Origin of the sequence: Mycobacteroides franklinii (assembly GCF_001853795.1) — a bacterium.
GTDB lineage: Bacteria > Actinomycetota > Actinomycetes > Mycobacteriales > Mycobacteriaceae > Mycobacterium > Mycobacterium franklinii.
On record NZ_MLIK01000027.1, the window covers coordinates 25,667 to 50,755 of the forward strand.

Here is a 25,089-nt window from a genome sequence, read left to right on the forward strand (position 1 = left end):
ACAAGTTATCTGACCTGCGCATACCTTCTCGCTCGAACATCACCCACTGTAGGCGAACATCTGTTCGATTGCACGCATAGACACGCCGGGAAATCGGGCACTCGGCGCGCGGCCATCGACGGATCAGTCGACAAGCACCACCATCTTCCCGCCGGCCTCTCCGGCCTCCATAACCCGGTGCGCCTCCCGGATCTGGTCGAAGGAGAAGACTCGCGATGCTTTGGCCTCGAGCCGGCCGTCACGGACCTTGTCGGCGATGTCCTGCAGGGGAACATCCGACAACGGAAAGCCCGGGCTGCCGAACACGAAGCTGCCGAAGAAGCTCAGATTGACGCCGCTGGCCATACGCAGCAGCGGGTTGAAGTCAGGGATCGGGTCCAGTCCCCCAAGCCAACCGGCCAAACATGCGGTGCCACCCCGCCGCAGCATGTCCAGCGAATCCAGGATCGTGCTGTTGCCCACGAGGTCGAGAACGGCATCAATCTGCTTGGCTTCGGCGATGCGGGTGCCCAGATCGGGAGTCTCCCATTCGGCACGCACCGCGCCCAGAGCCGTCAGCGAGTCAAAGCGCTTCGCGCTACGCGTCGTCGCGATCACACGCGCACCCGCCTCCACCGCCAGTTTTACCGCCGCTTGACCGAAAGACGATGTCGCTCCGCGTATTACGACGGTCTGTCCCGCAGAAAGGTTAAGGTTGCGAAACAGGCAGGTCCATGCGGTGGCATAGGTCTCGGGAAGTGCTGCCAGCTGATCCCACGGCAGATCCGACTCGATCAGTGCGACATTCTCAACCCGCACTCGGGTGAATTCCGCGTAGCTGCCGTTGACGGTGCGCCCGAGCCCGCCCATGAGCGCCGCGACCTTGGCACCCACCGCGAATTCGCCTCCGGGACAAGCATCGACGATGCCGACACACTCGATGCCGCTGACTTCCGCGGCCTCGGCCCACTCACCGCGACGCATATGCATCTCGGCGTGATTGATCCCGAAGCCCTTCACCCTGATCACCACCTCCCCGACCTTGGGCAAGGGTTTGGCGATCTCGGCGTGGGTCAAGACGTCCAGTCCCCCGAAACCGTCGAGGACAATTGCTCGCATCGCCGGCCCACCCGGACGTTCCCTCACGACCGCGGGTTCAGTCGGTGTCACCGATGCTGTTGCTGTGGTATCCATGCGGCCATCTCCTCTGAATGACGTTCCTCTGCTTTATTTTTCGAACGCTTGCACCAGTTGAGTCGAAAGATCGACGAGATCTGATGCGACGAGATCCGGGTACGGCACACCCGGGGCACGCAAGGGCGCGTTGCCAGGACGGGTGATGAGGGCACCGCCGAATCCGACGGCCTGCGCGCCGACGGTGTCCCAGGCGTGCGCGGCCACCATCATGCATTGCCCTGGCCTTACCCCGAGTTCCTGTGCCGTGTGTCGATACAGCACCGGCGCGGGCTTGAACATTCTCAATTCGTCGACGCTGAACTGCCGCTCGAAGTAGCTGCCCAAACCCGCGTTCTCCAATGGACTGGGCCGACCTCCGCGCACCGGCGAATTGGTGAGCGCCACCAGTCGATACCCATCGTCGCGCAGTCGCGAAAGCCCTCGCGCCACTTCCGGATGTGCGGGCATGGTGGCCATCGCGTCTGCCAGCGCCGTGACGTCGCCGTCGGTGAGTTCGACGTCCCGATACGCGGCGATCATCCGCAGCACCGACTGTCCCAGCAGGAAGAAGTCGACATAACGGTCCGATACGGTGACCGTCATCGAATAGGTGACCAGTTGCCCGAACCACTCTCGAAGCACACCTGCATCGCCGAAAACCTCTGTGAAATAGGGGGTCAACGCTTCGATGTCGATGAGGGTTTCGTTGACGTCGAAGACAAGTACGTCCGGACGGGTAGCGGGAGCCATGACGGTTATTCTGCGCCGACACGCTGCAGGAACGCCGTGATCAGATCCGCCACCAGCGCTCCCGCGGTCTCCAACAGAAAATGTCCCCCGTCGAGCAGATGGACTTCCGCATCGCGCGCGTCCCGCTCGAAAGCCCGCGCACCATCCGGGCCGAAGATCGGGTCGTTGCGACCCCAGACGGCCAGCACCGGTACTGCGCTAGCTCGCAGATATTCGTGCAGCGCCGGATACATCGGCGCATTGGTGGCGTAGTCCCGGAACAGCTTCAGTTGGATCTCGTCGTTACCCGGCCGGGACAACAACGCACTGTCCAGGATCCAGGTATCGGGGCTTACCGCCGACTCGTCCGGGGCCCCGGTCAGGTACTGCCATTTGACGGACTCGACGTCCAGTGCGGTGCGGATCGCCGCCTCTGACCGCGCGGTCTGTTCACGCTGGTAATCCCAGATGGTCTGCCAGAATTCCTCGACGAACCCCTCGTCATACCCGTTGCCGCTCTGCGTGATGATGGCGCTGATGGCCTGCGGTCGATTCAACGCCAGTCGCCAGCCGATAGGCGCGCCGTAGTCCTGGACGTAGATTGCGTAGCGAGTCACGCCCAGCTGGTCCAGCAGGGCCTGGGTGAGGCCCGCCAGTGCGTCGAAGGTGTAGTCGAATTCCGTTACCAGCGGCATATCCGAGTAACCGAAGCCAAGGTGATCGGGGGCTATGACGTAGTAGTTCTGCGCCAGACGTCCGATGAGATTGCGAAACATGAAGGAACTCGTCGGAAATCCGTGCAACAACACGATTGCCGGAGCATCGTGGCTTCCCGCCTGCCGGTAGAACAGCCGGTGCCCATCCACGGTGGCGTAGCGGTGCGCGACGGAGACATCCATAACTAACCCCTTAAGTGATTTTGATAGTTAGGAGTCAAACACGAGTCAACTAACCTGTCAAGACTGTTTTAACGGTTACATGAAGCTGCGACGACGGCAGGCAATACCCCATGGGCAGATCTACCAAAGAGCCGCACCGAGGCGGCGTGACCGTTTAGAGCCGGCGCAACCAGCCGAAACTCACCACTGATCGCGCGGCACGTCGAAATCGGCGCACAGCGCCCGCCAGACGTCACGGGGTTCTGCCCCGTCTTCGACGGCCTGGGCCGCGGTGCGTCCGCCCATCGCGGTCAGCACGTGGTCGACCAGTACGGACGAGCCGTAGACCGCCCCGAACCGACCGGTGACCAGCTCATGAAATTCCGTCAGACGCACACGGTCACTTTAGGGCCGCGACCGCGTCCTGGCACACCCGTACCGGATCCTTGACGTCCACGGCGCCTGCGGCCGCCCGGCGAGCGGCCTCGGCATAGCGCCGCTCCCCCAACACGCGACCAATGGCGGCGGCCAGTGAATCTCGGTTGAGCGGACGGACCAACTCGGCGCTACCTTGCCGCACAACACGATTCGCGAGCTCCCATTGATCGCCACCACCGGGAACCACCACGGCCGGCACCCCGGCAAGCAGCGCCTTACTTAAAAACCCATGTCCCCCACCACAAATGGCCAAATCAGCGCCCGCCAGCAATAGATCCTGGCGGGCCAGCCCGGCAACCGCCCACGTCGGCAACCCCGAAGCGGGCGGATCCAGAGCCGAAACAACCACCCGCGCACCCGCCGAATCCAAGGCCTGCACCGCCAGTTCGGTCATCCCCTCGGCCCCGGTGAAGGCCGTTGACGGCGCGATCACAACCACGGGACCCGGCCCCGAAGGCGGTTGCAGCACAACGTCGGTAGGTTCCCAGTGCAGCGGTCCCACCAACACCGCCTCCCTCGGCCAGTCGGGACGGGGTACCTCAAGCGCAGGGAGCGTCGCGATCAACCGCCGAACAGGCCCGGGGTCACGCGCGGGCAAGCCGATCTCGACCCGCGCCTGCGAACGTTGCCGCAGCCCTTCGTCGATTGATCTTTGTGTCAACCGGCGCATCACCTCGTCGCGCAGTCGGCCACGCCAACCCTCGCCGGGAGCCAGCCCACTTCCCAATGGCGGCAAACCTTTTGAAGGCAGGTAGAGCGGATGTGGGTTGAGCTCCACCCACGGCACATCGAGCAGCTCGGCGGCCATCCCACCACAGGCGGTAATGACATCGGACACGATGAGGTCCGGCGCCAGTTCCCTGAGCTGATCCAGGTTGGCCAGCGCCATGTGGGCGGCCCGCTGATGGATCTTTGCGCCCGCATCCGTGTCATCGTCGGCAACCCGGGGCTGCAGCCCCAACAGCTCCCTTGCCTCGAGCCCGACGGCACGGGCCTGCTCCAGCCAGCGTGGCCCGGTCAGCAGCACCGGATCGTCGCCGGCGGCGGCGAATTTCAGGCATAACGCGATGGCGGGAAAGGCATGCCCCGGATCTGGACCGGCGACCACGGCGACACGCACCGCCCTACCCTGCCACAGCGATTCGGACTACCTTGAAACGCATGACCTACAGCACGCTGGAACTGGCAGCTCTCACCCCGGCGCAGACCGTCACCCGCTTCCTGGAAGCCGCCCAGAACGGTGACACCGACTTCGCGGAAAGTGTCCTGGACGAGAATCTCGTCTATCAGAACGTGGGCCTACCGACGATCCATGGGCGTCGCGCCGCGCTCAAGGTGTTCGAGCCACTCAAACGCCCCGGGTTCGGTTTCGAGGTGCAGATCCATCGCACCACCACCAACGGGAACACCGTGATGAATGAACGTCACGATGCCATCGTCCTCGGCCCGCTGCGCTTGCAGTTCTGGGTCTGCGGCGTCTTCGAGGTTTCTGATCGGGGCACGATCACCCTGTGGCGCGACTACTTCGACATGTTCGACATGTTCAAGGCGACGCTCCGCGGCCTGATCGCCATCCCGTTGCCCGCACTGCGACCGAGTTTTTGACCGCTAGTCGGCCTACGAACCGGTCCAGGCTCCCTTGGGCTGCAGCCCGATATCTGGACACAACCCTTCTCTGAGCGTCCCCGTGTGTCTACCGTTGCCTCATGACGGAGACGCTCGCCATCACTGCCCCCATCGAGATCGTCGAGGGATTTTGGGACGCCATGCGCCGCAGCGACCTGCCGGCCCTCGATGCGCTGCTCGATGACACCGTGCGCTGGGAAAATGTGGGTCTGCCCACGGTGCGGGGGCGTATGACGGTGATGCGGGCCTTGTCCGCGCTGAACTTGCCGGGCGCCGGTTTCGACGTCAAAATCCACCGGATCACCGTCAACGGCAACACAGTGATGACGGAGCGCACCGATGTCATCATCGTGGGTCGGCTGCACATTGCGTTCTGGGTGTGCGGTGTCACCGAGCTTTCCGCGGAGGGCAAGGTCACACTTTGGCGCGACTACGCGGACGTCTGGAACCTCACCAAGGGCCTCGCCCGCGGCATCGTGGGAATCGTTGTTCCCGCTCTGCGCCCGAAGCTCTGAATCTCACGGCAGCGGAGTCTTGTCGGATTCCGTCACCGCGCGATACACCAGCACTCCACCGAGAATGAGCACGCCGACCACAAGCATCGGAACCACAAGCTTGAAGATGGCACCTACCACCAGGAATGCCAGCCATACGACCAGCAGCACGCCAATGATTTTCCACAACACAGGTACCCACCGTTCTCTCGACTTGCCGCGATAGCAGAAGCCTGGCAGGACAATTGGCGCCTGAGGAAGCCTGAACGCCGAAGATCAGGGAAAGATCGGGGATTACCCTGACAGCTGCCCGAGCTCGTCGAGCGCACCGGCCCACCCGGTGAGACGATCGGTGGCCTGCACCAGATCCTCGAAGAGCGGGCCCCGCGACATCGGCGACGTAATCACCGCGCCACCATTGCCCGCCGAAACCAATTGCGCTGCCGCGGTGACCAACTCGTTGTACTGGCGTACGCCCGTATCGAGCTGCGTGGTGAAGGCATTGATGGTCGGCTGCAGGTATTCGCGGGTGTGCGGAGCCTCGACAGCGGCCCGCTCCATGGACACCACTTCCTTGGCGGTGGCGGCCATCACATAGGCGGCCTGGTTAGCGGCCGAAAGAACCTGCCGCCCTTCGCTGTCCGGAATCATGTTGCCACGCTCGACCACGCCGAGCAGGGAGAAAAGTGAACGCTCGGCCGCGTCCAGGGCCGCCATCGGTGGCCGGGCCGACGACCCGAAGGGTGGCAGCCGCCGCTCTACCCCGGGACGCGGTGGCGGCAGCGGCTCGGCCTTGAGGACGCGGTACCGCACGAACAAATAAGTGGCTGGAATCGCACATCCGGCCGTCAGCAGTGCCGGGATGATCAACAGCCAGGGTGGTGCGCCGGTGGTGGCGAGCACTGTGGTCACCAGCAGACCGGCCGCGCAAGCCAGCGCCCAGCGGATGCTCCAGCGCTTGGCCCGCAGCCGCTTTCGCAACAACTTCTCGCGTTTATCGGACATCGCGCGCATTCGCGCCGCGAGTTCCTCACCGAGATCGTTGACGTTGGTGGCCAGGCGGCGCAGCAGCTGCTCCCAACCTCCGTGCACCGCGGCGCGGCGAGGCGGTTGGGGTGTCATATTCACATTGTGCCCGAAAATTTGGCGTCCGCCGAGTGCGAATGTCGATACAACAAATCCGCCGAGGGTGAGTGCGGGCGCACACCCTCGGCGGATTTGGAGAGAAGAAAGTTACTGCTGACCCAGCGGGTTGGCCGGGTTGGCCTGCTCGGTTGCCGTCGCCGGCGCCGGGATCGCGGTACCCCCAGCGGGGAGTGCCTCACCCTTCATCGAGGCGCGGATCTGCTCCAGGCGGGAATGCCCGGCCATCTGCACACTGGCCTGCTCCACCTCGATCATGCGGCCCTGCACGGAGTTCTGCGCCAGCTCGGCCGAGCCCAGGGCGTTGGCATAGCGGCGCTCGATCTTGTCGCGCACCTCGTCCAGGCTCGGGGTGTTACCGGGAGCGGCCAGCTCACTCATCGACCGCAACGAGGCGGATACCTGCTCTTGCATCTTGGCCTGCTCCAGCTGGCTCAGTAGCTTGGTGCGCTCGGCGATGCGCTGCTGCAGCATCATCGCGTTCTGCTCGACGGCCTTTTTGGCCTGGGCTGCGGCGGCGAGCGCCTGATCGTGCAGAGCCTTGAGATCCTCGACGCTCTGTTCGGCGGTGACCAGCTGCGCGGCGAAAGCCTCGGCGGCGTTGTTGTACTCGGTTGCCTTCGCGGTATCACCCGCGGTGTTCGCCTGGTCGGCCAAGGTCAGGGCCTGGCGAACGTTGACCTGCAGCTTCTCGACGTCGGCAAGCTGACGGTTGAGGCGCATCTCCAGCTGGCGCTGATTCCCGATGACCGAGGCGGCCTGCTGCGAGAGCGCCTGGTGGTTCCGCTGCGCCTCTTCAATGGCCTGCTGAATCTGTACCTTCGGGTCTGCGTTCTCGTCGATCTTCGCGTTGAACAGTGCCATCAGGTACTTCCACGCCTTGACAAACGGGTTAGCCATGGGATCGATCCGCCTTCTGCTGCTTGGATGCCGGTAGTCGTCGCTGCCTACGACTGCGTGGGTCCCAACTTATCTGTTGCACGTCGATCCCCACACCCCCTACGGGGGCGCAAAACAATGCGACCGCCACAGTAGTTAGGCGGCCGCCATTGCGCGAACCTGGGGAATGACCACCTTGGTGGCGACGTCGATCCCACCCAGGGAACCGGCCGTCGACGTCACCGCGGGCTGCGGAACCGCGGCCGGAGCCTCGCGCCGCGCCAGTCTCACGCTGACCTCGGACAACACCTGCGAGAGCGGGACCTCGAGCGCGCCGCAGATCGCCGCCAGCAGCTCGCTGGAGGCTTCCTTCCGACCGCGTTCTACCTCGGACAAGTAACCGAGGCTGACCCGCGCGGTGTCCGACACCTCCCGCAGCGTCTTGCCCTGCCCGGAACGTGCGCTCCGCAGGGTGTCGCCGATGGCTTCTCGAAGCAACAGCGCCATGTCCTTCTCCTTAACGTCTGTCCGCGTCCATACCGCGTGGTAGTTGAGTCTGCCTTGCTCAACGTTGCCGCGCACGCAGAGGTTCCCAGGGCGTGATGGACGCCTCAGCCCGGTACGCAAGTAGCGGTACGCAAGTATCTGCCGCGAATTGCTCGAGGCAGTCCGCCGATCAGAACTGCGGTGAGAATCTAGGGGCATTCAAGACACTTCATTGCCCGCAACCGCATTTCATCGCGTCACGCCGTTGAGTACGGCGCGCACAATCGTGCCGGAGTTCAGCGTCTTGACGCCGCCAGGACTGAACAATGCACGGGCGAGAATGGGCCCCATCAAAAGTTCAAAAACGAGCCGGTAGTCAACGTCTTCCGGCACGTCGCCGCGTTTCCTGGCCCGTTCGGCAATTCCGGCGCACTGTTCCAGACGAGCCCCGAAGTAAGCGCCTCGTAGTTCCCCTAGTGCGGGATCGCTGGACCGCATTGCATCCAAGAGAACCGGCCCCAGCGGTGATTGGTACAGGGCGAGTACATCGTCGAGCATGCCGGTGAGTTCGTCATACAGGTTGTCCGTGTCTCGGACGGGTACGGCCGTGTCGACGGCGTCGAGCAGGGCGTCGCGAATCAATGTCGCCCTGTCGCCCCACCGACGGTAGATGGATGTGTGATGCACCCCCGAGCGTTCGGCGACAGCCGTGATGGTCATCGCATCCAGACCCTCTTCGAGCAGGATCGCCGTGGCGGCGTCGAGAACGTTGCGACGGACTCGGGCGCTGCGGCCACCGGTCCGGCGTGCTGACTCTGACATGCCACGATTCTAACGCACAGACACTTGCTTTAGCGTCCCGCTTGTGCCTACAGTGAGTTATTGCACAAACATGTGCATTTAAATGATCAGAGGAGGAGCCATGCAGCTCTTTGTTATCGGGGGCACTGGGTACATCGGGTCGGTGGTGTGCCAACGATTGTTGGCGGACGGGCATGTGCTGCGTGGCCTGGCGCGCAGCGACGAATCGGCGGCGCAGCTGTCCGAAGCCGGGGTGGAACCGGTGCGCGGATCCATGGGAGATAGTGATGTCATCCGCGAGGCGGCCGCGGGCGCCGACGGAGTGGTGCAGATCGCCACCGGCGGGTTCCTGATTCAGGCGTTGGAGACGGTCAGCGAGGCGGCATTGACCACGGACGCAATCCTGGAGGCGCTGGCCGGAACAGATAAGCCGTACGTCGTTACCGGCGGCACCGGCGCCTGGATGGATACCGGGCTGGTCAATCCCGAGCGGGTGGTCACCGAGGCCGACCCCATGACTCCACCGTTCTTCTATAAGCATTTTCAGGCGATTACCGAGAAGGTCCTGTCAGCCAAGGGTGTCCGGACTGTCATCGTGTCGCCCGGGCAGTTGTACGGCCGGCGCGGCGGGTACATCGGACCTATCGCCCGCATGTTCAATGGGCTCCGCAAGCACGGAGTGGTTCATGCGGTCAACTATGACAACGCGGTCACCTTCGTGCATGTCGACGATCTAGCCGATCTGTATGCCATTGTGCTGCAAGATACCTCGGCGCGGGGATTGTATTTCGCGGCAACCGATACCGTTCCCGTCCTCCAGGTTGCCAAAGCAGTCAGTGCGGCGGCCGGACTTGGTGGTGAGGTTGAGCTGGTCGACTATCTGACCATGAGGGCCCTTAACGGCCGATTCAACGAGCTGGACTTCTTCGGCAATGTCCGCGCTTCGAGCGCCAAGGCACAGAAAGAACTGGGCTGGCGCCCGCATCGTCCAGGTGTGATCGACGACCTGGCGACGTTGCCGAAACCACTTGATCTGAACAGTGTTTATCCCGAACCCAAGCGTCACGCGGCGGCCGCTCGGGTTTCGTTCTAGCCGGGCGTTACGCGATGACTACCATCACATACGCAAAGGGACTGCACGACTTGGGCAATGGCTGCTACGCGTGGCTGCAACCCGACGGCGGTTGGGGGTTGAGCAACTCGGGCCTGGTGACGGGTTCGGATGCCTCACTGCTGATCGACACGCTGTACGACCTGGCGAGTACCCGCGAAATGCTCGATGGGATAGCGGTTTTGACCGATCGCCACCCCATTGCCACTGTGGTGAACACGCATTCGGATGGGGATCACTATTTCGGGAATCAACTTGTCGTGGGCGACGGGGTGCAGATCATTGCCTCCCAGGCCGCGGCAGAGTTGATGACCCAGGAGTCTGTCGAGGAAATGGCGGCGGTCACGCAATTGTCCGGGGCGTTGGGCGATTTGGCACGGAAGTTCTTTGGCTCCTTCGACTTTGAGGGGATCGTGTCGACCGGCCCAACCCGGATGTTTACTGATCACGAGCAGATCGACGTCGGCGGCCGCGAAGTGCGCCTGATCGAGGTAGGCCCGGCGCATACTCCCGGAGACACCCTCGTGCATGTCCCGGACGCCAAGACGCTGTACGCCGGGGACATCTTGTTCATCGGCGGCACTCCGATTGTGTGGGCCGGTCCGCCGCAGCGCTGGGTCGACGCCTGCGACTTGATTCTCGACCTGGATCTTCGCGTGATCGTGCCCGGCCACGGCCCGGTAACCGACAAGAGAGGGGTGCATGAGGTGCGCGAGTATCTGAGCTACATCATCGTCGAAGCCACCAAAAGATTCGACGACGGTCTCAGCCTGGACTCAGCGATCGAGTCTCTGGGACAAGGGAAATACGCCGCCATGCCCGAGCATAGCCGGATTGTGCAGAACGTAGTCAGCGTCTACCAAACCCTGGATCCCGAAATCACACTCAGTCGCCTGGAGGTATTCGAACGGATCGCCGCCCTCGAAGGCATCGGCACACACGGGAAGGTCAACAATCCATGCGCTGGGTAACATACGGAACATTGAAGGAGCCAGATCGCGCCGGGCTGATCCGCGGCGACATGATCCATGCTCTGAAACCCGGTGTAACACTGCTGAATCTGCTCGACGAGCAGGACGGGCTCGCGGCCGCCAAGCAGCAGGCGCTCACCTCACCGGATCAGGTTGTCCCTCTCAGTAGTGTAGAACTGCGGGCGCCACTGCAGCCGCGTTCCATCCGGGACTGCCTAGGATTCCTGCAGCATCTGCACAACTGCGCCTCCGGCGGTCAGTTCGAGATCAGCGAACGCTACGCGCAGGTGCCGGCGTTCTACTTCGCCAACACCGCCGCCGTCGTCGGCCCACACGATGACGTACCCATCTCGCCAGGAACGCAGCAATTTGACTACGAACTGGAGGTTTGTGCGGTAATCGGCAAATCCGGGGCGAACATTCGCCGCGAAGACGCACCCGATCACATCGCCGGCTACATGATCTTGTGCGACTGGAGCGCACGTGATCTGCAAGTACAGGATATGTCGATGGGGTTGGGGCCATCAAAGGGCAAGGACGGCGTCAACACACTGGGACCGATGCTGGTCACCCCCGACGAGTTGGCGCCGCACCGCGGCCGAAAAGGCTTCGCACTGAGCATGACCGGCCAGGTCAACGGCGAGACCGTAAGTCACGGCAGCTGGGACGATATCGACTGGGACTTCGCCGACATGATCGCCTATACGTCGCGCGGCACCCAGCTACGCCCCGGTGACATCATCGGCTCGGGCACGGTGCCCACCGGTTGCCTCCTCGAGCACTATCGGATGGAGCCCGACAACTTCCGCGGGTGGCTGGCACCGGGCGACGAAGTGCGTTTGGTTGTCGACAAACTGGGCGAGATCCACCAGCGCGTCGTCGACGGCCCGGCACTTCATCCGCTGTCAACGGGCTTTTGATGGCAAAGAACATGAACAAGACCTTTGCATCGGCGTCAGATGCGGTGTGTGACGCTACCGACGCGACCCTCGAGCGCTGCGAATGACCATGTATATGCGCGGGCGTTTGACAACCCGAGGATTGTGACACGTTAGTGAGAATCACGAGCGCACAAGTTCATGCAAGCAGACGCCTACAACGCGGCCTTGCACGCGTCCAGGGAAAGTAGGAACTCCTCTTTCGCCGCCGGAACAATCCTGGCGAAATCAAGATATCCGTGGACCAGGGTGTCGGCGTTGTGGAGCTGGACCGCTACCCCCGCATCCTCCAGTAGTGCCGCGTAGATCCTGCCGTCGTCTCGAAGCGGGTCGTATTGCGCGGTGGCGATGTACGCCGGGGGCAGACCCTCGAGGTCCCCGTTGACCGGCGCAACGGTGAACGGAAGTGCTGCCGGGTCAGCGGTTTCGGATAATTCACCGAGATATGCCTGGCCAAAAATCCTCATGATGTCCCGGGAAAGGACCGGGCCGGCGGCATTCTCGATGACCGAGGGCAAGGAGAGATCGCTGGTGGTGCCCGGGTACCAGAGCAGCTGAAACTTCAGATGTGGACCACCGCGGCTTTTGGCCAGCTGGGCTGCCACGGTGGCGAGGTTGCCCCCCGCGGAATCGCCGGCTACCGCGATTCTGGCCGGGTCCGCACCCAATTCCGTGGCATGCTCCGCCGCCCAGGTGAGTGCGGCGAATGCGTCGTCGACAGCGGCCGGGTAGGGATTTTCGGGCGCGAGGCGGTAATCCACGGACACCACCACCGCTTCGATATGTGCGCATATCGAACGTGCCACCCAGTCGTGAGTATCGATGCTGCCCAGCGCAAAACCGCCGCCGTGGTAGTAGACGGCAAGTGGGAGCTCTCCGGCATCTTCGAAGCCCATCGGCCAGTAGACGCGCGCCGCGATGGGGGGTGCGTCGGTCACCGGAATCACGATGTCCTTCACACGGCCAACCGCGGTCGACGGCGCCTCACCGCGGACAGCATGTCGGCGGGACTCACGTGCCAGAGACAAATCCGCCGGCCGATCAAGATGCACCGCGGGGCTCGCATCGAGGACAGACTTCAAGACGGCATCAATGGGCCTGATCACGATTTCCTACCTTCGGCATCGGCGGGTGGTGCGTCGCGGACAGTGAGCGCCAGCAAGAAACCGAGGCCCATCAATCCGCTGATGTATATCAACAGACCAGCCCATCCCGCATCCGTGAGCACGCGGCTACCGACGAGCCCGAACACGGCGCTCCCACTGAAGCTCGACGCGAGAAAAAGCGAGGACGCCTGCGCCCTACCTTTATGCGCGATCGTCGCCGACAGGCTCGTGAGACACGTGTACCCCGCAAACCCTCCCCCGGTGACAAGCGCTGCTCCAAGCACAATGATCCACACCACGGGAACGGCTAGCAGCGCTACTCCGGCCAGCATCAAGACAACAGCCAGAAGTAGCGTATTCCTGATTCCGATCCTCGCGGCTACGGTACCCGAGGTCTTCGCGGTGAAAACGCCCACCAGAATAACCAGAAAGAATGTGCCGTACATACTCGGCGATATATTGAATGGTGGCGATTCGACCCTGAAGGGCAAGGCATTGAATATCGAAATAATCGCCCCCATGAAGCAAAATATCAGCAGATAGATGACGAGCAACCGAGGGTTCGAAAGGTGCGAGAGGAAGAGCCTGGCTTCCATAGCGTACGAAATATCGCTGGATATGAAGAAGTTCGAGCGCGGCAGTGTGATAGCGGAAACAACAATTACCCCAAGCAGTAGCACGGCCAGCACGCCGAGTGCCAACCGCCATGAACCCGTGCCCCCAACAATCCAGGCCGGCAACATTTGGCCCAAGAGTGACCCGAGGGCGTTTCCTGCCGCGTATATCCCCATCGCAGGGGTAACAGCCTGGGGTTCGAACTCTTCCCCTATGTATGCCATCACAATGGCAGAAACACCGGCCAGCAAGACTCCCTGCAGTCCTCTCAACAAGATGATTTCAGTGAGGTTGTCGCAGAACACCAGGAGCAGATAAATCAACGTTCCCAGTGTTGACGACGCCAGCAGTATGCTCCGCCTGCCATAGCGTTCCGACAACAGACTGATGGGGATCAATCCAAGCGCAAAACCGGCAAATGCCGCCAGGAAAATGAGTTGGCTGTCGCCCGCAGAGATCTGTAGCCCCTCCGCGACCTGCGGCAGAATTCCCTGGATGCAATACAGCTGCGCGGGTCCAATCATCGAGGCGAGGAGCAGGCCAACTGCCGCGACGCGAAACTCTCGGGACTTGGCACGGATCCTGCCTGCGGCGCCGCTTTGCTGCGATTCAGCTGCGGACATCGACATCATGTTCCGTTCCGCGCATTTGCGAGGGTGGTGCCGGACGTACCCGCCGGCGGGCGCCAACGCACGATCCGCGGCCACCAGAACCATGGGCCCAAAATCCTGGCGATCGCCGGGACGATGAACGAACGCACGATCAGGGTGTCAAGCAGAAGGCCCACACAGATAATCGAGCCCACTTGCGAGATGGCGCGTAGATCATTCGGCACCATGGACAGCATGGTGAATGCGAATACCAAGCCGGCGGCTGTCACAACACCACCGGTTGACCCGACCGACCGTATGATCCCAGCCTGGATTCCGCCGTGCAATTCTTCCTTCATTCGTGCGATTAACAGCAGATTATAATCCGAACCGACTGCGACCAAGAGGATAAAGGTGAGCGGGAGGACCATCCAATGCAAGTTCAGGCCAATTATGTGTTGCCAAATCAATATGCCCAACCCAAAAGCTCCTGAGAACGAGAAAGCTACTGTGCCGATAATGGTGAATGCGGCGATGAGGCTCCTCGTGATGATCAGCATTATCACGAAGATCAAAGTGAACGAGGCGATAGCAGCGATCAACAGGTCGGAGGCTACGTACTTTTCGATATCCCGATAATTCGAGGCCGAGCCTCCGAGGTAGATCTTCGCCCCGGCGAGAGATGTGCCTTTCAGCCCCTCATAGGCGGCCTTTTCGATGGCATTAACATGGGCTACCCCCTCGGGGCTCAGGGCCTCACCGTCATGGTTGATGATGAACCTGGCCGCGGTGCCGTCCGGCGAGACAAGAAACCGGAGAGCGACCTGAAAGTCAGTATTACTGAAGATATATTTCGGCGCATAGAAGAGGTCGTCATTACGGGAATCGTCAAAATCCTGACCGATATCGATCATGTCGTTTGCGTCATCGGCCGCAGTGTAGGTGTTCAGCGCCTGTGTGCCGCGCGACTTGACCATCATCCCGCGCATGATGGTCATGTCACTTAATGCCATGCGTGTCTGCGCGAGCATGCGGGGCAGCAGCTGGTCCATGACCTGCATGGAGGCCAGCGCCTCCGCTGTCAGTGCCGTCATCCCGTCGATGCTGTCCATCGAATCGAACATCGACCGCCCCATCCAGCAAATGGGGATGTCCGCGCAGTGCGGTTCCCAGTAGTAGTAGTTCTTAATAGGTCTGAGGAAATCGTCGACGGCACTGATGTTTATTTCCACCTGGTCGGCGAGTGCCTTCATCTCCTCCATTGTCCCCACCATGTCATGGGTGAGTTGCGTCATTTGATCCATGAGCCCAAGAATTGTCTGCATGATCGAGATGGTGTGATCCATGACGGCCACTTGGTTATCTAAATCTGCTACTTGGTTCTCGGTAAATGGCAGCTGTTGACCACTGCTACTACCCTGTCCCGCCAGTATGTTGGCGATTGACGCGCGCTCCATTGGACGGCCCTCGGGCCGCGTGATGCCTTGAACTTGGGCGATCCCAGGCGTGTGGAAGATGGTCTTGGCGATATGATCGAGTGAGATGAAATCAGCGGGATTTCGCATGTCGTGATCGGATTCGATCAAGAGCATTTCCGAGTTCAGTTTTCCGCCGGCGAAATGCCGGTCCGAGGCCATGAATCCGGCGTTGGCTGGAGTGTCGACCGGCTGGAAGGCCCGCTCGTTGTAGCTCACTCGGTAGGACGGCAGAAATACGGCTCCCACCAGTACGGCCGCACTTGAGGCCACCAGCACCGGCTTTGGCCAGCGCACGACGATCGTGCCCACCCTGCGCCATCCCCGGGACTGCCCGCGGGTTGGCCGGGGGTCGAGAAGACCAAATTTACTTGCGATTGCGAGCAAGGCCGGGCCGAGCGTCAAAGCCGCCGCGACGGTGACCAACATGGCGATGGCGCAGGCCGGCCCCATCGTGTTGAAGTAGCCAAGCCGCGCAAAACCGAGGCAGAGGCATGCGCCCGCAATGGTGAGCCCCGACCCCAGAATGACGTGCGATACGCCGTGAAACGTGGTGTAGAACGCGCGGTCCCGATCCTCGCCCGCATTGCGCGCCTCGTGATACCTGCCGAGCAGAAAGATGCCGTAATCCGTTCCGGCTGCGATGATGAGTGATTCGACCATGCTGGTCGCGAATGTCGATATGCCGATGATGTTGTGCACCACGAAAAAAGAAACAATGCCGTTGGATACCGTGAATTCAAAAGCGACGGTAATCAATATCAACAGCACGCATGAAATGGAACGGTAAACCAGGACCAGCATGATGATGATGACGGCAATCGTAAAAAGCAGCACCCGCTTCATACTTTTGTCGCCGGCGTCAAGCAGGTCCGCAGACAGCGGAGCCGCTCCCGAGACGTACACCTTGAGTCCGGGTGGGGGCGGGGTTCGCTCAAGGGTATTTTGCACCGTCTTGCGCAGTGCGATGGTGGACTCGTTGGCGGCGGCCTCGCCGATATCGCCGACCAAACGCAGCATCACGTAGGCGGCCTTGTTGTCGGGGCTCTGACTGCCCGCGGCCGTGATCGGCTTACCCCACATGTTCATGATGAACTGAACATGCTGCTTGTCCGCGTCGAGCAAACGGATCAACTCGTCGTAGTACTTGTGGTCGGCATCCCCCAGTATTCGCCCCTCGGTCTCCAGCAGGATGTAGGCGAGGCTCGTGGAGGTCGATTCTTGAAACTTCTCGCCAATGTGCAGCATTGCGCGCTGCGAAGGCGCATCCAGGGGAACCATCGGCCCTGCGTGTTGCTTTGTCACGCCGTCGAGCTTGGGGACTAACAAGCTAGCCGCAACGGCAGCGCCGACCCAGAAGAGGACGATCGGGATCGCGAGCACCCGAACAGCGTGCGCGACGAAAGGGCGCCTTTCGCCGCCGTCGGGCCCCACATGCTTGTTACCCACGGGCCACGTCGTCTCGTGCGGTGGTCATGCCGACTTCACCTTGCATGCGACCGATCCCTGCTCGCGACTCTGGACCTGTTCGTCGCGAACCTCGCCGTTGACGATGATCCTGCAACCGAGTTCATCTCCCGTTGACTGGGCCATGAGATTGGCCAACATCGATGTACGCGTCGTGACTTCTTCGTGCGTCCAAGGCAACGTCGTGAAGTCGACACGGTGTGGTCTGCTGTCGACGTCGAGGTAAGTGAGCGTCCCTGTGCCCGCGGATTCCCCGAACACCATGTAGACCACATGCTTAGGAGCGAACGACGGGAGCTTCGGTGCGCCCTTCGGACTCACCACCGGCCCCGACGGGGCAGATAGTTCACGCACCTTCGCGACGGATACGAATGCGAGCGAGGCCACGACCGCTATCACCACGACCAACCAGCCGCGCCGGACAACATTGCGCCCGAACGCACTGAGCCCTCGAGGGAACGCCATCAGACGCGAGCGTCTATCGCCGCGGTCAGTTCGTCTTCGATGTGCACGAGAAGCTCATCGCTCTTTTCGTAACTTCCGGCTAGGAAACCCACCCGCAGTCGTTGATTCAGCGAGTCAATCGTGTACACCGAAACTTCCCGACCGTACAAGAACGTATAAATAGCTGGCCCCAATGCCGATGCATGACTGGACGTGATGTCGTCCACGACCAGATTCCCCGGTAGGCGGGGAACACGAATTCGACCTAGCTGGGTGGCATGAATTGCGCCACCAAAAGACTTATCAGCGAGAAGCTTCGTTGGCTCATTTCTAACACGCGTTCGGTGAATTGTGCCGTCCGCTAAGTCCCTGTCGAATTGGACATGTATCTTTCTGGCGAGTGTGACGAGGTCCGGCCCGATCTCAACATCGCCGAACCATGCGTTGGAGAGCAAATTGGTCGCTTCGGTGGGGGCAACCGGAGGCGTCACACAGTCACGAAGATCTACCGGATAGAAATACAGTGGGACTGGGTCGCCAGCGCGGACATGCGCACGAATCAGCGCTGCGGATACAAGCGCGTTGATCGAGATGCTTTCGATATTGCCGAGGCGGGCGAGGCTTGCTCTGCCGAGTTTTTCCAACGTCATCTGTTTGGCGAGCGCGGGCTCCCGAGGGGGCGGGAGTTTCTGGGCAAGCGCGGCCTCATCCCACAGCGGCACACGCAATACTTCATCCGCCTTCACGCTCGGATCCGCGCCCGGATACTGAGTGCGGTTCAGGAAGTACTCCCCCGACTGTGGGAATTTTTGGGTGAGGATCGGCGGGAACTGCCCTTCCTCGACGCGCTGAACGTAAAGGCTCCAAAACTCGATGAGGATCGCAGATCCGTGGCGGCCGTCCGCGATTGAGTGGTGGACGAAGAACGTTACGCGGGCCTGGCCGTCCCCGAGAAGCAGATCGACGTAGAAAAGCTGCTGCGTCTGATCGAATACGGCCTCACGCCCAGTGGACCGGGTCCCAAGGTCTTCTCCCTCGAATACGCGGATCGATTTGGGCGGTTGGTGCGTCGCCACAAACTCGGGGACTTGATCATTCTTACGGATGATGCTTCGCAGGGATTCGTGGCGGAGCTGCATCTCAATACAAGTGTCATTCAGCGCCTCGATATTTAGATCCCCCGAGATAAGCATTGACTGCCCGCCGAAATGACCAAACCCAAAAGTGAAGTATGTCTCCAGGCGGCTAAGTGGACGAATTGGCTCACCAGGCGCGTCCACCGTGCCCTGATGCGGTCGCGTGTCTGTCACGTTGCCTCCTTTCTCGGCTATTCACCCTGTTACGCATAGTGTTCGCACGGAACGTGGCTAATCAATGGCGAACTCGCCGGTGAGCAACTCCACGTCCCCCGGCTCGCGGATGGCGACAGTCTGAAATTTTGCGTCCAAACGTTCCGCCAGACGGGTCAACGGTCCGCTTGGTGCTAGTTCGATGAACAGGGTGTCGGCGGTTCCTGCCTCGGCGATCGCGGCAGCGCAGAGGTCCCAACGGACCACCGAGTTGATCTGGGCGATCAACCGCTTTTTGAAGTCCACGGGACCTGCGATGATCGCCCCGTCGCTATTGCCGATCATGGGAGATGACGGTGCCGAAACCGGACAGCTGTTCACTGCTTCCGCAAACGCGGATATCGCGGAATCCATCGCCGACGTGTGAAAGGCGCCCGCCACATCCAGTTTCATGACACGCATGCCCTCGGGTGGCGCATCAGCAAATTGCTCGACAGCGTCGAGGGATCCGGCGACGACGAACTGGTTGCAGCCATTACGGTTGGCGGTCGAGAGGCCATGTTCATGCGTCTTGGCCACGATCTCGTCATCTGACGCGCCGCCCTTTTTCGTCGGCATCACCGCGGCCATACCAGTAGCGGCGAGGGCGCATGCCGACGACATCGCACCGCCCCGCACGCCGGCCAACGTCAGCGCGGCCTCCTCAGTCAGATAGCCCGCCCCAACCCCAGCGGCGAGCTCGCCCACCGAGTGGCCGGCGAATAGTGCGCCGTCTCCGGAGATGTCGACTTTCTCACGCAGCAGGCTCAGCGACAGCAGGGCCGCCGCGATGATGACGGGCTGAGCGACGGCGGTATCACGTAAAGAGTTCTCATCTCTGCTGGCGGTCACCAGGTCGAACTTGACCCCGTCAGACCAGAGAGCGATGCGATCGCGCGCAGTGGGCAGGGCTAGCCAAGGATCGAGCATGCCCGGCTTCTGCACACCCTGCCCGGGGGACGTGACGATGTAGTTGTACACATTTCCTCGCTTTCCCAGTGGGGTCAGAAATTCTGCGGCAGAAGCTTTTTGCATAGTCGCCTAGATGATTGGGCTGACGTTGAACGCCTGGATGAGACAGGCGCTTACTTCGTCGATGTGGTCTTCCAAGTAGAAGTGCCCGCCGCCGCGGAATATCCGCAGATCGAAATTGCCACGTGTGTGTTCGCGCCACGAACTCACCCGCTCCTGTGGGGCCAAGACGTCGTTGTCACCGATGAGCGCGGTGATATCGCACGCGACGGTCGCGTCGGGCGGTGGGGTGTATGTCTCGCCGGCAGTGAAATCGCTTCGCAGCACCGGTAAAAGAGCGCTAAGGGCCGAGGGGTCGTTGAGGATTTCGGGTGGCAGGCCACCCAAAGCCGCTATCCGTTCGATTCCTTCGGCTTCGTTGAGTAGCCGGTAACCGAGATCGACCACCTTGGACGGTGCCACGATGCCGGACACCACAAGTTTGCGAACGGGCAGCCTCTGCGCAACCTCGAACGCGATGTGGCCACCGAGGCTGTGACCGAACAGTACGTCGTGCTTATCGCTAGCGGGTAGGGCCGCTGCGATGCCTTCTGCGAGCAGGGGAACTGACTCTATCGGCTTCTCGCGCAACCTATTTCCCCGCCCCGGATATTGCACGGCGAGCACTTCGGTGTCGACGGGCAGCATCTTTGCCAATCGCCTGAAGTAACTGGCGGAACCGCCTGCATGGGGGAAACAGATCACCCGCGTCGCACCGCTCCCGTCGCGGAGCCTGCGCAGCCAAGGATTGCCAGGCAACAACTCATCGGTCCTGCGCACCTGTCCTCCTTGATCTGTCGAGGCGTCCGTCTGTGATGAAACCCGGCGGATGCTGTGTGAGAAATTCTGTTGCGTTCGCGCTCTTCGCCTTTGAGCGCTATTTCATCTTGTACCCGCCGTCGATATGGAGAACCTCGCCCGTGATGTAGGTGTTCTGGCGGCTCGCGAGATACAGGACAGCATCGGCGACTATTTCCGGCTTTGCGAAGTCTTTGGCCAGTATCTGGGCCTTCAAGCGTTCGAAGGTGGCGGGAACATGAGTACGCGTAATCTCCGCCATGTCGGTGTAGATAACGCCTGGCGCCACCGCGTTCGAGATGATGTTTCGCGACGCGAACTCGACGGCTATGGCTTTGGTAAACGACTCCAAGCCACCTTTGGTTGCGGCATAAGTAGATTGGCCGCTATCGGGCTTGTCGGCGGCCACGGAGGAAATATTGATGATTCGTCCGTATCGCTGGCCCAGCATGTGTGCGACGACAGCTCTCGTCATCCGGATGGGGCCAAGGAGGTTGGTGGCCACCGTCTCCTCGAGATAGTCCGGGGCGATGTCAAGGAGCAGGCCGGCTCCGTGGGTGCCCGCGTTGTTCACGAGGACATCGATCCGGCCGAATTCGGCGTGCACGGTATCCGCTAGTAGCTCGGGCACTGCCGGATCGGCTATGTCGCCCTGACAGAGGAGGACCTGTCTACCCAATGCGGATATTTTTTCGGCGACCTCTTCTGCGGCCGATTTCGAATTTCCGTAGTGCACTGCGATATCCGCCCCATGTTCGGCAAGCGCCAATGCGATGGAACGTCCGATTCCGCGTGAGGCCCCGGTGACAAGCGCAACCTGACCTTCAAACTCTTTGCCGCTCAAAGACACGTTTCTCCCTGGTTTGTGATGCTCAAGTGGTCCTGATGTTCAGGCCGCGCCCGCTGCGTCTGGACGTTTGGCCAGTACCGCACTGGAGATTCCGTTGAAGTTGGTGTAGGTGCCCAGAACTGAGTCGATCCGCTGCTCTCGGGGTCCGCCCTGTACGAACTCCAGCTGATCAGACAGTGGATCCCCGAGATGGGCGATTGCCGGCAGAGTATTTTCGCTGAAAATTTTCCCAGCGAGTGCCAGATCGACCAGCGGGCCGGCCGCGCCTGGTGTGCCGGTTATCGGCCGAACGGTCGATACGGGTATGCCACTGCCCTTGAACAAGGTGGTGAGCAGTTCGATCTCGGCGGTGTCGTAGCCGGGGGCCGCCTTGCCGTCGGCCAGCACCGCGCCGAGTTGCTCTGTCCCAATTCCGTTCTGGTGCAGCATGTCGTCGTAACGGTGAGCGATGTGCGCGGGCCCGGCGCCGCGGCTGCCCGAAACGACAACCGTGTCACGTAATTGGACCAGCGGTGTGGCACCGCGCGCCGCCGCGTCTCGTGAGCGTTCCAACACCAGCGCTACCGCGCCCTCGCTCAGGATCGTTCCGTCCTGTGTACTATCGAAACTCCGCAGCTGGCCGTCGCCGCCAGCGTCTTTGCTGAGATGGCCCAGGCGGTAATGCCCGGCCAGCGTGAGTGGTTCGTTGTAGCTGCCCGCACCCACTACCAGCGCGATATCGCAATGCCCGTTACGCAGACTGAACGTGGCACGTTGCAGTGCGGTGACCGCCGCGGATTCGCCCTGGACCAGCGCTGCGCAATCCCCGCGGAGTTCATGGACGATGCTTACCAGCGCGAGCGTGTTGTTGTTAAGGGCATGGATGATGGTAAACGGATCAAGCCCTCCGTTCATGAGCAGCTCGTTTGTCAATGCGCCGAAATCGATTTCGCGCCCCTCACCCAGCTGTGCTAGTCCTCGAGCGAAGGTTCCGATGCTAGGCGTAGTGGAATTGTCTTGTGCGACAAAGAGTCCGCGTCGATGGTCGTCGATGGTCGCCCAGCCAGGTCCCGCCTCGGTGATCGCATCTTGAGCTGCCAATACCGCGTTGAAGGTGTATGGGGTGCCGTATTTCCGCTGTCTGTGTGGAACTGCTTCACGGCTTTGCTCCACGACCTCGGCCGGTATATGGCCGAAATGCGTGATCCGGCGCGTGGAGACCAGCGGATCGCGGTACGGCGAAATAGCCGGTTTTCCGTCAGTCCAGGCGTCCCACAAGGGCGTGATGTGACGACCCGTGGGCAGCACCACGCCGGTTCCCGTCACGACTATTGATCGATCTGAATGTTCAGTTGTCATAACGGCGTACCACCAGAGCAGCGTTGAGCCCACCGAACCCGAGCGAGTTGTTGATTGCCACCTCGATATCGGCCTTGCGGGCCTGACCAGGCACATAGTCAAGGTCACAAGCCGGGTCGGGGTTCTCCAGGTTGAGCGTCGGCGGAATGATCCCGTCGCGCAACGACAGCACCGTCGATATCAGCTGTTGGGCGCCCGCCGCGGCGAGCATGTGGCCCAGCATCGTCTTGATAGAGCTGACCATGAGTGAGCGGTAATGCTCACCAGTCCGGAACACTTCCTTGATCGCCGCTGTCTCGGCCGCGTCACTCAGCGGGGTGGATGTACCGTGCGCACTGACATAACCCACCTCGGACGGAGCGACTCCAGCATCGGCGAGGGCACGCTGCATCGCCAGAACCGACCCGCCTCCTTGCGGATGCGGTGCGGTGACCTGATATGCGTCCAGCGAGCTGCCAAATCCCGCGACCTCGCCGTACACGTGCGCACCGCGCGCCAACGCCGACGACTCGCTCTCCAAGAGCACCATTGCTGCCCCCTCGGCGGTGACCATCCCACTGCGGTCGCGGTCGAACGCCCGACATAGTCTGTCGCCATAGAGTTTTGATGTTGATGGGGCGCCGAGCAGGTACAGACTCGTCATTATCGGCAGGTTCAGTGGGCTAACCGCTCCCCCGGCGATCACGGCATCCGTTTCCCCGCGCCGGATCATCCGGAAGCCGTGCCCGAGTGCGTGTGTTGCTCCGGCGCACGCCGTATTGAGGTTCAGCGTGGGACCAGCTAGGCCAGAGCGCGTGGCGATTTCGGTCGCCAGGGCATCGCCGGTGGCCAACGGCGCGTGCGACCGGTCAAGGCCGATCTGTTGTTCGTATACGCGTTTCCAGTCCACGACGCCATCGACGTACGCACTCAACAACTCACCCGATTCACGTTCTGGCATTTCCGAGGCGATCGAGACACCGACACGGCCCAGTGCCGCGGCGTTCGTCACACCGGCGTCCTCCAGTGCTTGCTGCGCGGCGGCGAGGCCGAACCGGGTGCGCTTCTCCATCGGCGCACCGAAATCGGGAAACAACGCGGTGAACGCTTGGTCGTCTACCGGTGCCGCGTAGCCAACGGGAAAGTTCGGAACATCGGGCGGCGACCATGCCTGTATTGCCGAACGCCCGTTTACCAATCCGTCCCACATGGACTGCCAGTTCATGCCGAGGCCACAGACGACACCAAGGCCCGTCACCAGTACACGATTGCCGTGTCGGGGCTGGTTCACATCGCTCATCGCGCTACCTTTTCCACTACGACAGCGCAAACCTGTCCTTGGACACCGCAACTGAGCACCACAACCGCCTGATTGTTTGACAGTGATTCTTCGGCCACGGCATCGTCGCCGTTTCCGTTCACCGGGAGCAGCCGTAGCCCGCGCAGCAGTCCATGCCGGGCCAACAACACGTGCACCAAGGGCTGAGCGGGCCCGGTTACTCCGATAGCCTGCTCGGCGGAGAACACCGGTGCCTGGTCGTTGAACACGCTACTGATCGCGACATGTTGAGCGTGGGCTACCTCGTCAGTCCATGGGCTATCGGCCAGGATCCAGCCCACGTCCTCAACCGATATTTCGGCCACGCGCAACGCATTTCGTAGTGTATCCGCGAGTACCTCGGGGCGAGTCTGGCTGGTAGCGAACCCGCGGCTGTAGCCCGTGAGTACAACATCGCTGGACTGTCCGACGCTGAAGAATGCCGCCGCTTCGCCGGGGATCGCTCCGTTCCAGTCCAGATCGTCGTATTGCAGTGCCAACCACGGGGATATGGACGGGCTTACCGCGCCGACCAACGCGGTTTCACAGTCGCCTTCGGCAACTGCGAGTGCGCCTTCGATCAGCGCCTGCATGCCTGCGTCGGAGAAGGGCGAATACACCGATGTAGGACCGGTCAACCCAAACAGGATTGCGATATGGCCAGCCACCGTATTGTTCGAATCTGTCAGCGCGAAGAACGGTGGAATATCTCGAAGATACAGCTCGGCGATCTTTTCGGGATCTTGCGCCACCTCGCCAAGGTTGGGCGTATCACACTGCGGCAGTAGCGGACTGAGAACCATGGGCAGTCCGAGATAGGCGCCCCATTCAGGGCGGCCAACATCTGAGATGCCCTTCAGCGCCAGTTGGGCCCCATACATCGCCAAGCGAGTTTGTTTCACGGTCGTGCGCAGTGCTTTTCGGTGGATGCCAAGCGTCGATGCATCTGGATCGGGAACTGCGAAGACTTCAGGAAGTTCGGACCACGATCCGAACATGAATTCGTTTGGGACAGTGCTCTTTTTTCCAACTCGCAGTGCTTCCCATACGGTCTCCACGCCAAGCCCGGTTGCGGAATACAAGCCTGGATTACACAGTCCTACCGCCAAGCGTTGATTCAT

General features: G+C 61.5%; 26 protein-coding genes. 5 read left to right on the forward strand and 21 right to left on the reverse strand.

The genetic code is table 11. The annotated features are described in order from the left end of the window. Nucleotides 1-123: 123 nt before the first annotated feature. From BKG76_RS23210 to BKG76_RS23230, 5 genes are all read right to left on the reverse strand, one after another. Entirely contained in the window at nucleotides 124-1,173 is a 1,050-nt protein-coding gene (locus BKG76_RS23210; protein ID WP_070940112.1) for a zinc-binding alcohol dehydrogenase family protein, read from the reverse strand. A gap of 33 nt (nucleotides 1,174-1,206) precedes the next feature. Then, a complete protein-coding gene (locus BKG76_RS23215; protein ID WP_070940113.1) occupies nucleotides 1,207-1,905 on the reverse strand; it encodes a haloacid dehalogenase type II in 699 nt (232 codons plus the stop codon). Nucleotides 1,906-1,910: 5 nt separating this feature from the next. Then, a complete protein-coding gene (locus BKG76_RS23220) occupies nucleotides 1,911-2,783 on the reverse strand; it encodes an alpha/beta fold hydrolase (RefSeq protein ID WP_070940114.1) in 873 nt (290 codons plus the stop codon). A 180-nt stretch (nucleotides 2,784-2,963) separates the two neighbouring features. Beyond that, nucleotides 2,964-3,158 (reverse strand): DUF3046 domain-containing protein, encoded by a 195-nt coding sequence (locus tag BKG76_RS23225; RefSeq protein ID WP_070940115.1) that lies wholly within the window; start codon nucleotides 3,156-3,158, stop codon nucleotides 2,964-2,966. 4 nt (nucleotides 3,159-3,162) lie between these two features. Continuing rightward, nucleotides 3,163-4,320, reverse strand: a complete 1,158-nt coding sequence (locus BKG76_RS23230; protein ID WP_070940116.1) for a glycosyltransferase — start codon at nucleotides 4,318-4,320, stop codon at nucleotides 3,163-3,165. A 41-nt stretch (nucleotides 4,321-4,361) separates the two neighbouring features. Between BKG76_RS23230 and BKG76_RS23235 the strand changes: the two genes are divergently transcribed. After that, entirely contained in the window at nucleotides 4,362-4,805 is a 444-nt protein-coding gene (locus BKG76_RS23235; protein ID WP_070940117.1) for a limonene-1,2-epoxide hydrolase family protein, read from the forward strand. A 101-nt stretch (nucleotides 4,806-4,906) separates the two neighbouring features. Further along, nucleotides 4,907-5,341, forward strand: coding sequence for a limonene-1,2-epoxide hydrolase family protein (locus BKG76_RS23240; protein ID WP_070940118.1), 435 nt, complete (start codon nucleotides 4,907-4,909; stop codon nucleotides 5,339-5,341). A gap of 3 nt (nucleotides 5,342-5,344) precedes the next feature. Here BKG76_RS23240 and BKG76_RS24950 read toward each other — a convergent pair whose 3' ends face one another. The 5 genes from BKG76_RS24950 to BKG76_RS23260 all read right to left on the reverse strand — a co-directional run bounded on the left by BKG76_RS24950 (nucleotide 5,345) and on the right by BKG76_RS23260 (nucleotide 8,650). Then, entirely contained in the window at nucleotides 5,345-5,512 is a 168-nt protein-coding gene (locus BKG76_RS24950; RefSeq protein ID WP_165611558.1) for a hypothetical protein, read from the reverse strand. Nucleotides 5,513-5,614: 102 nt separating this feature from the next. Next, on the reverse strand, nucleotides 5,615-6,442 hold the full coding sequence (gene pspM / locus BKG76_RS23245; protein ID WP_070940119.1) for a phage shock envelope stress response protein PspM: 828 nt from the start codon (nucleotides 6,440-6,442) through the stop codon (nucleotides 5,615-5,617). A gap of 111 nt (nucleotides 6,443-6,553) precedes the next feature. Beyond that, nucleotides 6,554-7,363 carry a phage shock protein PspA gene (gene pspA, locus BKG76_RS23250; RefSeq protein WP_070940120.1) on the reverse strand — a complete coding sequence of 270 codons (810 nt, stop codon included), beginning with the start codon at nucleotides 7,361-7,363 and terminating at the stop codon, nucleotides 6,554-6,556. A 135-nt stretch (nucleotides 7,364-7,498) separates the two neighbouring features. Beyond that, nucleotides 7,499-7,849 carry a helix-turn-helix domain-containing protein gene (locus tag BKG76_RS23255; RefSeq protein WP_070940121.1) on the reverse strand — a complete coding sequence of 117 codons (351 nt, stop codon included), beginning with the start codon at nucleotides 7,847-7,849 and terminating at the stop codon, nucleotides 7,499-7,501. Nucleotides 7,850-8,077: 228 nt separating this feature from the next. After that, nucleotides 8,078-8,650 (reverse strand): TetR/AcrR family transcriptional regulator, encoded by a 573-nt coding sequence (locus BKG76_RS23260; RefSeq protein ID WP_070940122.1) that lies wholly within the window; start codon nucleotides 8,648-8,650, stop codon nucleotides 8,078-8,080. 100 nt (nucleotides 8,651-8,750) lie between these two features. On the opposite strand from BKG76_RS23260, the gene BKG76_RS23265 reads away from it, so the two are divergent. The 3 genes from BKG76_RS23265 to BKG76_RS23275 are packed head-to-tail and all read left to right on the forward strand — an operon-like array spanning nucleotide 8,751 to nucleotide 11,631. Further along, entirely contained in the window at nucleotides 8,751-9,722 is a 972-nt protein-coding gene (locus BKG76_RS23265) for an NAD-dependent epimerase/dehydratase family protein (protein ID WP_070940123.1), read from the forward strand. A gap of 14 nt (nucleotides 9,723-9,736) precedes the next feature. Continuing rightward, nucleotides 9,737-10,711, forward strand: coding sequence for an MBL fold metallo-hydrolase (locus BKG76_RS23270; protein ID WP_070940124.1), 975 nt, complete (start codon nucleotides 9,737-9,739; stop codon nucleotides 10,709-10,711). Nucleotides 10,712-10,722: 11 nt separating this feature from the next. Further along, nucleotides 10,723-11,631 carry a fumarylacetoacetate hydrolase family protein gene (locus BKG76_RS23275; RefSeq protein ID WP_207543804.1) on the forward strand — a complete coding sequence of 303 codons (909 nt, stop codon included), beginning with the start codon at nucleotides 10,723-10,725 and terminating at the stop codon, nucleotides 11,629-11,631. Between the two features lie 173 nt (nucleotides 11,632-11,804). Here BKG76_RS23275 and BKG76_RS23280 read toward each other — a convergent pair whose 3' ends face one another. The 11 genes from BKG76_RS23280 to BKG76_RS23330 form a co-directional block, all read right to left on the reverse strand. Next, nucleotides 11,805-12,755, reverse strand: a complete 951-nt coding sequence (locus BKG76_RS23280) for an alpha/beta hydrolase (protein ID WP_109420987.1) — start codon at nucleotides 12,753-12,755, stop codon at nucleotides 11,805-11,807. Next, on the reverse strand, nucleotides 12,752-13,993 hold the full coding sequence (locus tag BKG76_RS23285) for an MFS transporter (protein ID WP_070940253.1): 1,242 nt from the start codon (nucleotides 13,991-13,993) through the stop codon (nucleotides 12,752-12,754). The genes BKG76_RS23280 and BKG76_RS23285 overlap by 4 nt, the downstream gene beginning before the upstream one ends. Before the next feature lie 5 nt (nucleotides 13,994-13,998). Further along, entirely contained in the window at nucleotides 13,999-16,884 is a 2,886-nt protein-coding gene (locus BKG76_RS23290) for an MMPL/RND family transporter (protein WP_070940126.1), read from the reverse strand. A 24-nt stretch (nucleotides 16,885-16,908) separates the two neighbouring features. Beyond that, the gene (locus tag BKG76_RS23295; RefSeq protein ID WP_070940127.1) at nucleotides 16,909-17,367 is read right to left on the reverse strand and encodes an MmpS family transport accessory protein; all 459 of its coding nucleotides are present in this window, start codon (nucleotides 17,365-17,367) and stop codon (nucleotides 16,909-16,911) included. Further along, nucleotides 17,367-18,656: a phthiocerol/phthiodiolone dimycocerosyl transferase family protein gene (locus tag BKG76_RS24680; protein ID WP_083338211.1), complete on the reverse strand. Its 1,290-nt coding sequence runs from the start codon at nucleotides 18,654-18,656 to the stop codon at nucleotides 17,367-17,369. The genes BKG76_RS23295 and BKG76_RS24680 overlap by 1 nt, the downstream gene beginning before the upstream one ends. 57 nt (nucleotides 18,657-18,713) lie before the next feature. After that, nucleotides 18,714-19,655 carry an ACP S-malonyltransferase gene (locus tag BKG76_RS23305; RefSeq protein WP_070940128.1) on the reverse strand — a complete coding sequence of 314 codons (942 nt, stop codon included), beginning with the start codon at nucleotides 19,653-19,655 and terminating at the stop codon, nucleotides 18,714-18,716. A gap of 60 nt (nucleotides 19,656-19,715) precedes the next feature. Beyond that, nucleotides 19,716-20,465, reverse strand: a complete 750-nt coding sequence (locus tag BKG76_RS23310) for a thioesterase II family protein (protein ID WP_070940129.1) — start codon at nucleotides 20,463-20,465, stop codon at nucleotides 19,716-19,718. A gap of 97 nt (nucleotides 20,466-20,562) precedes the next feature. Next, nucleotides 20,563-21,333, reverse strand: coding sequence for an SDR family NAD(P)-dependent oxidoreductase (locus tag BKG76_RS23315; RefSeq protein ID WP_070940130.1), 771 nt, complete (start codon nucleotides 21,331-21,333; stop codon nucleotides 20,563-20,565). Nucleotides 21,334-21,372: 39 nt separating this feature from the next. Continuing rightward, nucleotides 21,373-22,638 (reverse strand): beta-ketoacyl synthase N-terminal-like domain-containing protein, encoded by a 1,266-nt coding sequence (locus tag BKG76_RS23320; RefSeq protein ID WP_070940131.1) that lies wholly within the window; start codon nucleotides 22,636-22,638, stop codon nucleotides 21,373-21,375. A 22-nt stretch (nucleotides 22,639-22,660) separates the two neighbouring features. Then, nucleotides 22,661-23,950: a beta-ketoacyl-[acyl-carrier-protein] synthase family protein gene (locus BKG76_RS23325; protein ID WP_070940132.1), complete on the reverse strand. Its 1,290-nt coding sequence runs from the start codon at nucleotides 23,948-23,950 to the stop codon at nucleotides 22,661-22,663. Further along, nucleotides 23,947-25,089, reverse strand: a complete 1,143-nt coding sequence (locus BKG76_RS23330; protein WP_070940133.1) for a beta-ketoacyl synthase N-terminal-like domain-containing protein — start codon at nucleotides 25,087-25,089, stop codon at nucleotides 23,947-23,949. Before BKG76_RS23330 ends, BKG76_RS23325 begins: the two co-directional genes overlap by 4 nt.

Excerpts from the sequence above, each read along its gene's own strand:
- BKG76_RS23215 (WP_070940113.1), bottom strand. The coding sequence starts at position 1,905 with ATGGCTCCCGCTACCCGTCCGGACGTACTTGTCTTCGACGTCAACGAA.
- BKG76_RS23265 (WP_070940123.1), top strand. The coding sequence starts at position 8,751 with ATGCAGCTCTTTGTTATCGGGGGCACTGGGTACATCGGGTCGGTGGTG.
- BKG76_RS23325 (WP_070940132.1), bottom strand. The coding sequence starts at position 23,950 with ATGAGCGATGTGAACCAGCCCCGACACGGCAATCGTGTACTGGTGACG.
- pspM (WP_070940119.1), bottom strand. The coding sequence starts at position 6,442 with ATGACACCCCAACCGCCTCGCCGCGCCGCGGTGCACGGAGGTTGGGAG.
- BKG76_RS23330 (WP_070940133.1), bottom strand. The coding sequence starts at position 25,089 with ATGAATCAACGCTTGGCGGTAGGACTGTGTAATCCAGGCTTGTATTCC.
- pspA (WP_070940120.1), bottom strand. The coding sequence starts at position 7,363 with ATGGCTAACCCGTTTGTCAAGGCGTGGAAGTACCTGATGGCACTGTTC.
- BKG76_RS23240 (WP_070940118.1), top strand. The coding sequence starts at position 4,907 with ATGACGGAGACGCTCGCCATCACTGCCCCCATCGAGATCGTCGAGGGA.
- BKG76_RS23270 (WP_070940124.1), top strand. The coding sequence starts at position 9,737 with ATGACTACCATCACATACGCAAAGGGACTGCACGACTTGGGCAATGGC.
- BKG76_RS23220 (WP_070940114.1), bottom strand. The coding sequence starts at position 2,783 with ATGGATGTCTCCGTCGCGCACCGCTACGCCACCGTGGATGGGCACCGG.
- BKG76_RS23210 (WP_070940112.1), bottom strand. The coding sequence starts at position 1,173 with ATGGATACCACAGCAACAGCATCGGTGACACCGACTGAACCCGCGGTC.
- BKG76_RS23255 (WP_070940121.1), bottom strand. The coding sequence starts at position 7,849 with ATGGCGCTGTTGCTTCGAGAAGCCATCGGCGACACCCTGCGGAGCGCA.
- BKG76_RS23260 (WP_070940122.1), bottom strand. The coding sequence starts at position 8,650 with ATGTCAGAGTCAGCACGCCGGACCGGTGGCCGCAGCGCCCGAGTCCGT.
- BKG76_RS23285 (WP_070940253.1), bottom strand. The coding sequence starts at position 13,993 with ATGTCCGCAGCTGAATCGCAGCAAAGCGGCGCCGCAGGCAGGATCCGT.
- BKG76_RS23235 (WP_070940117.1), top strand. The coding sequence starts at position 4,362 with ATGACCTACAGCACGCTGGAACTGGCAGCTCTCACCCCGGCGCAGACC.
- BKG76_RS23295 (WP_070940127.1), bottom strand. The coding sequence starts at position 17,367 with ATGGCGTTCCCTCGAGGGCTCAGTGCGTTCGGGCGCAATGTTGTCCGG.